Source organism: Paraburkholderia sp. MPAMCS5 (assembly GCF_036016995.1).
Taxonomy (GTDB): domain Bacteria; phylum Pseudomonadota; class Gammaproteobacteria; order Burkholderiales; family Burkholderiaceae; genus Paraburkholderia.
Map to the genome: position 1 here is coordinate 346132 of NZ_JAYXBK010000007.1, position 11952 is coordinate 358083.

Sequence of the window (11952 nt, forward strand, 5' to 3'; positions counted from 1 at the left end):
TCTTGGAGGCAGGTCTTGCGAAGCAGCGTTACGTCATCTTCGTGCGACGACTCTCCGATGCGTCTTCTCCGCGTCGCACATCTTGGTATCACGCGAGGAGACTAAGGGTGCTGCGGTGTGACGACTCGCCTCCGTTGGAGGCGCGCGGACACAAGCAACGATTAGCGCAACGCGTTGCGGGCAACCCGACAAGCCGCCAAGTCCCACGCCGCGCATCCAACGCTCTTGAAAAGAATAGGCTTTGTCGTCTGGAACTCACCTACGAGAGCCTTCGCCAGCGGCGAAACTGCGCTCCAGTCGACCTTGGCTTGGATAAGGTCGCCAGCTTCATGCTTTGCACCGACCGGGTCGTCGACGACCAACGTGCTGCCGTCAACCGTTTGCTTGGATATTTCCGCCGCATCCGGTGTGAAAGCGCCAACACCAACTACGAGGCGCCCAGGTCGAGCGGATTCTGTGTACACGGGGGTTTTGCTCGTCGTCAGTGTGATGACGACGTCTGCTGTTTCCGGAATTGAATCGTTCGCAAGCGCGGTGAGATTCGGCGCCACGGTGCGATTGCGAGACACGAAGTCGTCTGCATCGGCCTTCGAAAGGCCTTTTGCGCGCAACTGCGCTTCTGGGAATATCGCCGCCAATGCCTCCGCGTGATTCGACGCCTGCTTGCCGGTCCCGATGATGACGATTTCCTTTGGCGGCTCGCGGTGCAGAGTCTGAATGCCCAGTGCCGTCACCGCAGCTGTGCGACGTCCCGTCACAGTCGGTCCGTCGAGGACAAACAGCATTTCCCCCGTGCACGCATCGCAGGCGATGACCTGACCGTGAATGGTCGGCAACTGGCGCTTCGCGTTGGAAGGGCAGACGTTGACCAGCTTATGAATCGCGATGTCATGCGCGCTCGCTGGCATCGACAACATCAAGCCACCCTCTTGGATTGGGATTGCCAGGCGCTCGGGACTCACCACGTTTCCAGCGCCGTATTCGACGATGGTTTCGGCGATAACGCGTACGAGGAGACGGTAATCAAGTACCGAAGCAGTTTCGGTCGCGTCGAGAGTTCGGATGCTGTGTGACGTCATTTGGAAACCTTTAGTTGGGAGTTTCAGAGAGCCGACGGAATCGGGCAGCGCTGAACGCGGTGGAAATCTGGCTCTAATTCAGCCAATTTCGAACAAGATACCTGTGGGCCTAATCTATACCAGAATGGATTGAGTTTCAAGCCAATTTGCGCCTGGAGCGGTGCCGTGTGGATACGGTAGGACCAGTTTAGCGGCCGATGCAGCTCTGAGCGAAAGAAAAGGCTTCTGTTGGTCGCACGTCTGTTCACTTAGCTCTAGCGGTCGTCTAAAACAATCCGATAGCGAAATACCCTTAAGTGGTATATTGAGGAACCAAATGACCGAGTTTGAGAACCCTCGATGGCATCCGCACGCTTCGAACTTGAAAGCAACTTTCGGCCACTACAGATTTACGAACAGGTGTCGGAAAAGATTCGGGCTGAAATCCGGAGCGGGCGATTCCTGCCCGATGCGCGACTTCCGTCAGAGCGCGAGCTAGCGACACTCTTCGGCGTCGGACGCCCGGCAGTGCGGGAAGCTATTGGTGCACTGCAGAACGAGGGCCTTGTTGTAACCAAGCGAAACTCTGGCACTTATGTCGCTCCGGCCGCGACTCAGATTCTCGCCGCGACACCGAGTGAGGACCCGGTAACCGGTGAATCGACATCGGACTTCAGCCCAACGGCAACGCTCGACGTGCGCTTGATTCTCGAGCCGGCAATAGCACGACGCGCGGCAGTTCATAAGCAACGCGACCGACTTGCCGAGCACTATCTTGAACAGATGGAGACGTTGACCGACGTCGCGACGCCAGAAGAGCGAGCGCTGTGGAACAACAGCGACAGGCTTTTCCATCGGCAACTGGCCGTGATGACCGGTGACGTGTTACTCGCGAAGCTCGCGGAAGAAATTGCATCCACCATGGACCAGTCGCTCTGGAAGCGACTGAAGGATGACGGGATTTACGACCCGTCTCGCATCCGACTCTACGTCGCAGAGCATCGGCTGATTTACGAGGCGATTATCTGCGGTGACGGCGATGCCGCAGCATTCTATGTTGAGCAGCACATCCACCGCGTCCAACGAGACATCACACCGCAGTAGTTGAATATGCGTTCGGTCCGAGCAAACGTACGTGCGGCATCGAGCCGCCCGTACGCGACCAAGCTCAGGAACGCTGCATCAATCGGCAACGGGTTCCAGCAGCCGACCTGCTTCCTTCATGACGACGCCACCCTTGATGACAACAGGGATGTGTTCGCCTTGACCCAACAAGAGTGAAATGTCCTCCACCGGGTCGCCATCAACTACAACAAGGTCCGCCGCGGCACCCACCGCCACGGTACCGCGCACACCTGTTTCACGCGTGATTTCGGCCGCAACGCACGTCGCCGAGCGGATGGCTTCGATGTTACCAACCACTTCAGCGCGAACCGCAAATTCGTCCGACTGGAACGGATGAAGTTCACCGAGCATGTCAGAGCCGAACCCGACTCTTACCCCGACGCGCGACATCAGCGCTAGCGCCTTCCTGCCGACGGAACGAGCGCCGTCAATCTTTTCGAGTGACTCCACAGGGAAGCCGAGTTCTGCGCCCCTTTCGGAGAGGCGGTCTAAAGTGGAGAGAGTGGGAACACAGGCAACGTCGCGCTCAACCAGCAAGCGGGCGGTTTCCTCATCTATTAGGTTGCCGTGCTCGATACATTTGACGCCACACTCCACCGCGCGTCGAACGGCTCGCGCGGTGTACGCGTGAGCCATCACGTATGTGCCTGCGGCTTCGGCTTCCTGCACGGCCGCGCGGAGTTCGTCTTCCGAATATTGAGTGTTCGTGATGGGGTCGTTCGGCGAAGCGACACCGCCCGAAGCCATCACCTTGATTTGTGTTGCTCCTTTCAGCAGCTCTTCACGGACTGCGAGTCGCATGGCGTCTACTCCGTCGACAACCCGTCCGATGGAGCCCTGGCGGCCTAAGCAGCCACAGGCGTCATCCAGCTTGTCGTTCCGCTGACGAAAGTCCGCATGGCCACCGGTCTGAGACAGCGCTTTACCCGACGACAGGATACGCGGGGCCCAAAGCGCACCGCTATTCACCGCTTCACAGATGCCGTAGTCTGCGCCACCGGCATCTCGGACGGTAGTGAAGCCTCGGTTAAGCATGCCGCGAAGCACAGGTAGGGTCTTGAGCGCCACGAGGAAGTTGGGCATCGAGGCGCTCGTCCCCAGATTGGTATGGGCGGCCGCAACATGAACGTGAAGGTCGATGAAACCAGGAAGCACGGTACGACCAGGCAGTTCCATTCGTCGTGCGTCGTTGAAGGACGGCGGAACATCGCCTATTGCTTCAATCTTCCCGTCCGCAATACAGACGTTGACGTTTGTCTGGCGCTTCTTAGTGACGGGGTCAAAGACCGCGACGCCTCCAAGGACAAGCTTGCTCATGTGTGTTTCCTCACTTCTGGATGGGCTTCATCAACCGCGTGCCAAGCAGGCTCACGATTGCGGCGAAAATAATGTAGTACGACGCGGACTCTGCATCACCGGTGACTTGCGCCAACCACGTAATGATGAAAGAGGCGAAGCCACCGAAGATGGTCACGGCACCGTTGTAGGCCAACGAGAGTCCCGTTGTTCGTACACGACTCGGAAACAATTCCGTGAACAGCGCCAGGATGGGCCCCGTGTAGGCCGCAATCAAAAGGCCGAAAATGACCTGGAACGTCAACAGGGTCCCGAGCGTGGGCGACTTATTGAGGTGAGAAAACAGCGGATAGGCGGCCACTAGGATGGCGAGAGCTGCGACAGTGATGACTTGTCGTTTGCCGATGCGGTCCCCGATTGCGCCAAATACCGGGGCCATTGCCATCAGGACAGCCCCGCTGACGATGCCTGAGATGAAGCCGTCACGCTGCGCCATGTGCAGATACTTTACTGCGTATGTCGGAATGTAGAACAAGATGACATACGTGCAGACCGTCCACAGGACGACCATCAGCAAGCTCGATATGACCCCGCGGGGATATTCCCGAATCACATCGCGGAGCGGAGTATCTGTGTGCTTTTTCTCTGACGTGAATTCGGGCGTCTCTTCGATTTTCAGGCGGATGTAGTAGCCGACGGGAGCAACAAGCATCCCAATAACGAAGGGGATGCGCCATCCCCATGAGGTAAGAGATTCGGGCGACATGCTCGACGTGATGACCGCGCCAGTGATGCTGCCGATGACGACGGCGAAGCCGACGCTTGTTTGAATCCAACTGGAATAGAAGGCGCGGCGTCTCGCTGGCGCATGTTCAGTAAGGAACGCCGTTGCACCACCCATCTCACCGCCTGCTGACAAGCCCTGCAGCATTCGCGCGATAACGATAAGGCACGGGGCCGCGATACCGATGGACTGGTATGTGGGAGCGAAGGCGATGATGGCCGAACCCAGCGCCATGACGAGCATGGCGAGTGAAAGCGCACGCTTTCGACCGACCTTGTCGGCATAGATGCCAAAAGCGATACCGCCCAGCGGCCGCATGACGAAGCCAACTCCAAACGTCGCCAGCGCCAACAGCAAGGACGTCGTCTCGTTGCCGGCGGGAAAGAACAGCTTGCCGATGATTGCTGCAAAAAAGGCGTAGCCAGAGAAATCAAACCACTCTAGACCGCTGCCGATGACTGTCGCAAGAATCGCCTTCTTGCGAGTCACCGAGCGAGCGGGCGACTCTCCTACGTATAACTCGTTCGATACATCTGTTGACATCTGGACCTCCCCGATTTCGTTTAGCGAGGTGAGCGTTCGCGATTCGTCACGCAATCAATGTAATTTTTGGCGTGCCGATGACATAACGCTAATTTCGCAAACGCGGTTGCGAAAAACGCAACCGCGTTCCGGGAGGAACAGTCTCGTCAGGTGGCGCTCGTCTGGGCTAAAACCCACTCTTGAAAACGGCGAGCGGCCGAGCTTTGTGCGCGTTCCGATGGCCACGTAAGGAAATAAGCACTCCCAAGTGTGGCCTGCGCGTCCGAAGCTCTTACGAGCGTTCCATGCTCGAGCAGGAGGTCAATGACACCGTTCCATCCAAGCGCAACGCCTTTTCCTTGCGCGGCAAGTTGCACGATGACCGGATAACTATTTACGATTATGGTCTGGTTCAACGAAGGGCGGTCTAGTCCTGAACGCTCGAACCAACTGTGCCACGACATCCAGCTCCTCTCCGCGTCTTCAAGCACGAGCAACGTACAAGAAAGCAGCTCGGCTGGTGTCGCCTTTCTACCGCTGAGGTAATTTGGCGAGCACACCGGGAAGACCTGCTCGTCGAACAGCTTTATCGTGTGGGTATCCGGCATCTCCGGTTTGCGAAGGAGGAAGATGCCGATGTCGTACTCAGCAGGTGACACGACGCCGAAATGGTCTTTGACAATGATGCGAAGGTCGACGTCCGGGTTAGCATCGATGAAAGAGCCTATTCTCGGCGCCAGCCATAGAGTCGAGATGCCGGCGGTGCACGAAACCGTCAGGCGAGATTTCACAACGCGCGCCATCAGGCTCGAGGTAGCGCTTGTGCACAGTTCCAAGATACGGCGAACGTCCACCGCATATGTTTCGCCGGCGGGCGTCAGTCTCAGCGCATTATGTTCACGTATAAAGAGCCGCCGCCCTAGGAACGTTTCGAGTTGAGAAATCTGCCGACTAATCGCGCTGGTCGATAGGTGAAGTTCTTGGCCCGCCTTAGTGAAGCTCAGATAGCGGGCACTGGCTTCGAAGGCATGCAAACAAGGAAGCGGTGGTAAGGGGGACAGAGCCATTGCGGAGGGAGGCGCGTGACGAGGATGACCGCCGAAGAATAGCCGAACATCGCGCATTTCAGGGATACCTGCTCGGTGTTCGGCTCCAGCCCCGCATGAATCGCATGGTCACTCTGACGCACGAACGGGCATAAGCAACCGCACCGCGGCCTTACCGGTCGGTCAGACATCGACGACGGCCAGCCCTGTCCGCACGGAAACGCTCGAGGCGGCTTGAACAGGCAAGTCGATGAAACTGCCTGCGGGACCTGTATGAAGCGAGAAGACCGGTGGGCGGGCATACGTCATTGGGACGAAGTGGCCTGCGTCCGCGCCCGAAATCGATACGCGCAGCTTGCTTCCTTCTTTCAAAGTCGAGGCGATGGGTAAAAGCGGAATGATGAATTCCGTAACGCTTCCTGCTTCGCGCCGGGCGGCGTCCTCCCTGCTATAGGGACCGGAATGGCCATGCAGTCACGTAGTTTGATGGCGCGGGTAACGTCTTTCGATAAATTGCCCTGAGCAATCCTTCGGTCATGTAGAAAGCTCGGCCCTCTATGTCGACTTCGGAAGGGTAGACGAAAATCGATGCATCGCCCTGGTCTACTGCCATCCGCAAGGTCGCAACCGCGTGTCCGGCAATGTTCATGGGTTTCGTCAGTGGGGCGGTCTGATACCCATCGGAAAAACGCGGTCGACCGCGGTCGGAGTGTTCGCCGAAGCTGTGAGAATGACGATTCAAGAGCGTGCAGGTTCGCTACCTCTGCCTCGCAACGCATTCACCTTTCTATGACCATGTTGCGTCCGGAAGACTTTCGGACCCAACTATGTCTTCGCAGATGGGACGCGGTTGGATAAGAAGCTCTTTTGCTTTGGTTTTAGAAGGAAGCCTGTATCGAGGACAGAGCCTTTTTACTACTGTAGCGACCACGAGTTAAATGCACACGGCACCTACCCTTCGCTGATGCTCGGGTGCGCTCGTCCATCTGTCGCTGTTGGGTCCGGACGGCGCCGAGAACGTGCCAAAACAACAGAGGCGGTGACCATCGCAACTCCGAGCCACAAGGTGGGTGGCAATGGCTGCGCGACATGTAGACCGAGGAAGATTGTCGAAAGAACAGGCGTGGCGTAGCTCAATGCCGTCGTAAGACCCGTGTTGCCCTTCTTCATCGCGGAATCCCACAGATAAAACGCGGTACCCATGGGGCCAAGCCCCATGTAGACAAGTACAACCCAGTCCTGTGACGGCAGTCTTGGCCAGTCGCTCGTGGCGAAGTGCATCGCAAGGCACGCTAAACCGGCGGGTAGCGAGAAGGCGCCCACCGATAGACTGGAAATCGATTTGAATCGCTTACCAAGAACGGAATACGCAGCCCAGGCAAGAGCCGAAAGTAACGCGAGAAGGTAAGCCCCGATTTCTTTGAACACATGCGACCCCATCGAGGCCGCTGTGTTGTGCATCGGTAGGGGCTCTTGCATCGACCAGCAAGCGGCGACAGCTCCTCCGAAGCCGAGCAGCGCACTGACATACAGGAACCGGGGCTTGTGTTCTGGTGGTGCCACCCAGCCCGTCATGCACACGATGATGATTGGCCACAGGTAGTGCACGAGGCTCACACCAATGGGTTCGCCAAGTTGTAGCGCGTAAAAGTAGATTACGTGATAAGCGAACATCAAACCGGCCCCCGCAAGCAGGAGCGTCAGCGGCATTTTCCAGTGGCGAAACCAGGGCAGACCAATGACTCCGCCGATTGTTAGAGCGATGCCGTTGACGAACAATGTGGGTGTTCCATGCAGGAGGTCCACGCTCGTTGCAAGCGTGCTCCACATCAAAACGGTCACGAGCACGCCGGCGGTGGTCATCTTGGCCCCTGCAAAATGACTGAATCTGCGTTATCCAACGACAGTTGTCTTCCCACTTGGAGTATGAAAACCTCGGCACATTTTTGTAGCTGCACGCCGAGGAGGTGGAATCCCGGCAAGGTCCTCGCCGATAACGACAAGAGTCGGAAGCAACCGCCGGGGCGTCCTTTGCTGTTCTGCGGGACTTCGTCGTTCGGGAAAACGCTTAGAGCCGGAGGCGGAAAGACGGCGGCAGCAGAAGTTGCTGCCGCGGCGGTTCAGCACGGTGAAAGCTGCTGCCCGGCCGCTCGATTAAAGTGCTGCTTGCCGCCGGCGCTCAATAAACTGTGCTCTCCATCTGAACACATGAGAGGAGTAACCCATGAAACTGAGCGACTTCAACACCCTTACGTTCGACTGCTACGGCACCTTGATTGACTGGGAGAGTGGAATCTTCCAGGGTCTGAAGACCCTGCTGGAGCGGGCCAAGACGCCGCTCACCCGAGACCAGGTGCTGGAGGCGCATGCCCGTCACGAGTCATCGCAACAGAAGTACACGCCGGCGAAGCGCTATCAAGAACTGCTGCCCATCGTCTACAAGCGTCTGGCCGAGGAATGGGGTCTGCCGTTCACGCACGAAGAATGCGTCGCTTATGGTCGTTCGGTCCAGAACTGGCCGGCGTTCGAAGACAGCGCCGAGGCGCTGCAATATCTGAAGAAGCATTTCAAGCTCGTCATCCTGTCGAACATCGACAACGAGAGCTTTACCTACAGCAACGCCAAGCTGAAAGTCGAGTTCGACGCCATCATCACCGCGGAAGACGTGGGTTCGTACAAGCCGTCGCCGCGCAACTTCGAATACATGCTCGAGAAGCTCGGTGACCGTGGCATCAAGAAGGAAAAGATTCTGCACACGGCAGAAAGCCTTTTCCATGACCACAAGCCTGCGAACGAACACGGCTTGGCATCGTGCTGGATTTATCGCCGCCATGCTCAACCGGGGTTTGGCGCAACGATGGACCCGGGCTCGCAGCCGAACATCGACTTCCGCTTTAATAGCATGGCGGACCTCGCGAAGGCGCACCAGGAAGAGCTGGCGAATAAGTAAGACAATGGAATCTCGTCAGCCTCGTGGCACCGCGAGCCGCTTTTGCGCGGTCGGGGCAGACGAGACCATTGAGGCCAGTTAAGATTTGATTGCAGGCGATTGAAACAAAGGGGGCGTTGTGGCTTTGACGGATTTCAAGGCACTCACATTTGACTGCTACGGGACTCTGATTGACTGGGAGTCAGGTATCGCGTCAGGTCTGTCGGAGTTGGCTTCTCGGGTTGCCGAACCGCTCACGCGCGACGACATTCTCGAAGCTCACGCCCGCCATGAGTCGCACCAGCAGCGAATCACACCGGCCATGCCGTACGACCACTTGCTTCAGGTTGTCTTCAAGCGGTTGGCCGAGGAGTGGAACGTGCCGTATCGATGGGACGAAGCCGTCGCCTACGGTGCGTCCGTGGGAGATTGGCCCGCATTCCCAGATTCCGCGAGTACGCTGCAATATCTGAAGAAGTATTTCAGGCTGGTCGTGGTGTCCAACGTCGATAATCGCAGCTTCAGGGCAACGAATGAGAAGCTCGCTGTCGATTTTGATGCAATCGTGACAGCAGAAGACGTTGGGTCGTACAAGCCGTCGCGGAACAATTTCGACTATCTTTTCTCCACCCTTGCTTCGATGGGTATTGGAAAGAACGATACACTGCACGTCGCGGATAGCGTCTACCACGACCATCAGCCTGCCGGCGAGTTGCAGCTTCGGTCGTGCTGGATTCAACGACGTTATGAGCAACGCGGAGCGGGCGCAAACGTGAAGTATTTAGTCGAGCCATCTGTCGACTACAAATTCACGAGCATGGCGCAGTTGGTGAAAGCGCACCACGAGGACCTGCTTGAGCATGGCATAGCCGCCTTCGATTGACACCCTGCCGATTCGAATACGCACGATATGCGACAGAAGCTTGACCGGACCGATGTCAAAATTCTTGCCGAACTGCAGAAGAACGGCAACATGACAAACGCGAATCTCGCGAGCGCAGTCGGATTGTCCGCAAGTCCTTGCCTGCAACGGGTTAAGCGGCTGGAAGCCGCGGGAATCATTGCGGGCTACAGCGCTCATCTGAATCTGGCGAAGCTGACGAGCACGGTGACGGTATTCACCGAAATCATGCTTCACGACCACCGCCGGGAAGATTTCACGCGCTTCGAGGCAAATCTGCGTGACTTCGAAGAGATAACGGAATGCCACTTAGTGAGTGGCGGGTACGACTATCTTCTGAAATCCATCGTCAAGAATATCGGCCATTATCAAGAGGTCATCGAAAAGCTGGTTGACCGCAACATCGGAATCGAGAAGTACTTTACCTACATCGTTATACGGTCAACTTTCGTTAAGCAAACGGTACCGCTCGACAAACTGCTTTCGGATGACGACGACTAACGGAGCATATGAGCATGACCACCCTCCAGTACGTCTGTGCCTCCAGCGGCAGGTCAATTCATGGAAAGCTGAACGAGCACACTGCATGGTTCGACTTCCATCAGGTCGCGCATGTTCGGCATCAGGCCTGAGCAGGCGGCTAAGGTTCTTTGGCAGGTCGGCGCAACCGGCGAAATCGACGAAGAAAAAGACCTCAAGCGAAATGAGCGGCGCGGATGTTTGTTGAGTCACCGAGCAGTGGTTGCCGTCGGCTATCACATGAACTACGGTCGAGCGAACGCATTCCAGAAGTGGTGTGCCGCGGAGCTCGCAGCATTGCTGCATTGATGAGTCCGCTAGCTCGCTTATTTCCGCTCCAATTCTTCAACACATCTACAGCAACCCACTCCAGCCAACAGAGTCGTATCTCGACGGAACCGTATCTATTCCGGAACTGGACCGGCACCTGACATCCAACGTACGAAACGTTCGAAGCCGACGCATCAGTTTCCTATCTTTCGTCGATTGGTGCCAAAAATAGTTGCAGGAATACTGACCTCCGGTAGCTCGGCAGTCAGGAAGTCATATCGACCGTTGCTCAATCGGTCTCGCTGCCGGGCGGATGTTTTCATACCTTCCGGAGGGGACAATTGAAGAAGACGGTGCTGTGCACTGCGATGCTTGTCGGCTCAACGACGTGCTTTGCCCAAAGTTCAGTGACACTCTACGGAGTCGTCGACGATAGCTTCTCATTCACGAATAACCAATCAGGCTCCCACAACTACCAGATGGTCAATGGCGGGCGCGGTAGCAGCAAATGGGGCTTCCGCACGGTCGAAGACTTCGGCGGCCAGCTAAATGCGGTTGCCGTGCTTGAAAACGGATTTGACGTCAACACTGGAAAGTTCGGCAATGGCGGTCGACTGTTTGGACGGCAAGCCTATGTCGCGCTCAATGGACCGTTCGGTAGCTTGCGACTGGGGCGGCAATATGACCTCATCGCAGACGCTTTGATGCCGTTGGCCTCATCGCTCAAGTTTGGCGGCGTGCTCACCACGCGCGCGGGGGACGTCGACAATGTCTGGGGCGATTACTCGGTCAGCAACACCATCAAGTACTACACTCCGGATTTTGCTGGTTTCAGGCTTGGTGCGCTTTTTAGTCTCGGTGGCGTCGCGGGCAACTTCTCGCAGGGGCGTGGTGAAGGTTTGAGCCTGACGTACGCAGGCGGCCCTGTGACCGCTTCAGCCGCACTGCTGAGGTTGAACAATCCGGCGACATCGCTCTACGACGCGACGGCAAACCCTCAGGCGGGCGCCACTTTCGCGAACCCCATCACGAACCCGACTTTCAGCGGCTATGTCTCGGCGCACACCTTGCAGATTGCTGGTGGCGGCGTGAATTACGCCGTGGGTAACGCGACGATTGGCGTGCTTTACACCAACACGCGATTCGAAGATGTGGTTCCGACGAGTTCCACACCGTTCTCAGGCACTGCGACGTTTAACAGCATCGAAGCGAACGCGACGTACCGCATCAGGCCTGATATGCTTGTCGGCGCAGCTTATAACTATACGAAAGCAGAGAACGCCAAGTACAGTCAGGTGAACGTCGGGGCTGAGTACGACCTGTCGAAGAGAACCATGCTGTATGCAATCGCTGCGTGGGAACACGCAATCGGAACGGACTCCACTGGCAAACAGGCGGTAGCTGCTATGGCCTTCGTGACGCCGTCGAGCACGAGCAATCAGGTGGTCGTGCGTGTCGGGATGCGTCAGGCTTTCTGAGCGGAACAGAAAAGGCCATCGTCC

Annotated in this window: 12 protein-coding genes; 6 read left to right on the forward strand and 6 right to left on the reverse strand. The window is 57.0% G+C overall.

The features are described from left to right. Positions 1–161: 161 nt before the first annotated feature. Positions 162–1079: a bifunctional Delta(1)-pyrroline-2-carboxylate/Delta(1)-piperideine-2-carboxylate reductase gene (lhpI, locus tag VOM14_RS18800; protein WP_327630235.1), complete on the reverse strand. Its 918-nt coding sequence runs from the start codon at positions 1077–1079 to the stop codon at positions 162–164. Positions 1080–1418: 339 nt separating this feature from the next. Here lhpI and VOM14_RS18805 point away from each other — a divergent pair, with 339 nt between their 5' ends. Next, positions 1419–2162: a FadR/GntR family transcriptional regulator gene (locus tag VOM14_RS18805; protein ID WP_327630236.1), complete on the forward strand. Its 744-nt coding sequence runs from the start codon at positions 1419–1421 to the stop codon at positions 2160–2162. Between the two features lie 78 nt (positions 2163–2240). On the opposite strand, the gene VOM14_RS18810 is transcribed toward VOM14_RS18805, so the two are convergent. The 5 genes from VOM14_RS18810 to VOM14_RS18830 form a co-directional block, all read right to left on the reverse strand. Continuing rightward, the gene (locus VOM14_RS18810) at positions 2241–3500 is read right to left on the reverse strand and encodes a metal-dependent hydrolase family protein (protein ID WP_327630237.1); all 1260 of its coding nucleotides are present in this window, start codon (positions 3498–3500) and stop codon (positions 2241–2243) included. Positions 3501–3510: 10 nt separating this feature from the next. After that, the gene (locus VOM14_RS18815; protein ID WP_327630238.1) at positions 3511–4806 is read right to left on the reverse strand and encodes an MFS transporter; all 1296 of its coding nucleotides are present in this window, start codon (positions 4804–4806) and stop codon (positions 3511–3513) included. A 146-nt stretch (positions 4807–4952) separates the two neighbouring features. Beyond that, a complete protein-coding gene (locus VOM14_RS18820) occupies positions 4953–5852 on the reverse strand; it encodes a LysR substrate-binding domain-containing protein (RefSeq protein WP_327630239.1) in 900 nt (299 codons plus the stop codon). A 427-nt stretch (positions 5853–6279) separates the two neighbouring features. Continuing rightward, complete coding sequence (locus VOM14_RS18825; protein ID WP_327630240.1) at positions 6280–6480, reverse strand: CocE/NonD family hydrolase C-terminal non-catalytic domain-containing protein; 201 nt, start codon at positions 6478–6480, stop codon at positions 6280–6282. A 302-nt stretch (positions 6481–6782) separates the two neighbouring features. Next, complete coding sequence (locus VOM14_RS18830) at positions 6783–7694, reverse strand: DMT family transporter (RefSeq protein WP_327630241.1); 912 nt, start codon at positions 7692–7694, stop codon at positions 6783–6785. A gap of 361 nt (positions 7695–8055) precedes the next feature. Here VOM14_RS18830 and VOM14_RS18835 point away from each other — a divergent pair, with 361 nt between their 5' ends. The 5 genes from VOM14_RS18835 to VOM14_RS18855 all read left to right on the forward strand — a co-directional run bounded on the left by VOM14_RS18835 (position 8056) and on the right by VOM14_RS18855 (position 11928). Next, complete coding sequence (locus VOM14_RS18835) at positions 8056–8781, forward strand: haloacid dehalogenase type II (protein WP_327630242.1); 726 nt, start codon at positions 8056–8058, stop codon at positions 8779–8781. Positions 8782–8899: 118 nt separating this feature from the next. After that, positions 8900–9643 carry a haloacid dehalogenase type II gene (locus VOM14_RS18840; protein ID WP_327630243.1) on the forward strand — a complete coding sequence of 248 codons (744 nt, stop codon included), beginning with the start codon at positions 8900–8902 and terminating at the stop codon, positions 9641–9643. Positions 9644–9670: 27 nt separating this feature from the next. Continuing rightward, positions 9671–10162, forward strand: a complete 492-nt coding sequence (locus VOM14_RS18845; protein WP_327630244.1) for an Lrp/AsnC family transcriptional regulator — start codon at positions 9671–9673, stop codon at positions 10160–10162. Between the two features lie 111 nt (positions 10163–10273). Then, on the forward strand, positions 10274–10489 hold the full coding sequence (locus VOM14_RS18850; RefSeq protein ID WP_327630245.1) for a hypothetical protein: 216 nt from the start codon (positions 10274–10276) through the stop codon (positions 10487–10489). Positions 10490–10791: 302 nt separating this feature from the next. Beyond that, positions 10792–11928, forward strand: coding sequence for a porin (locus tag VOM14_RS18855; RefSeq protein ID WP_327630246.1), 1137 nt, complete (start codon positions 10792–10794; stop codon positions 11926–11928). Positions 11929–11952 lie beyond the last annotated feature (24 nt).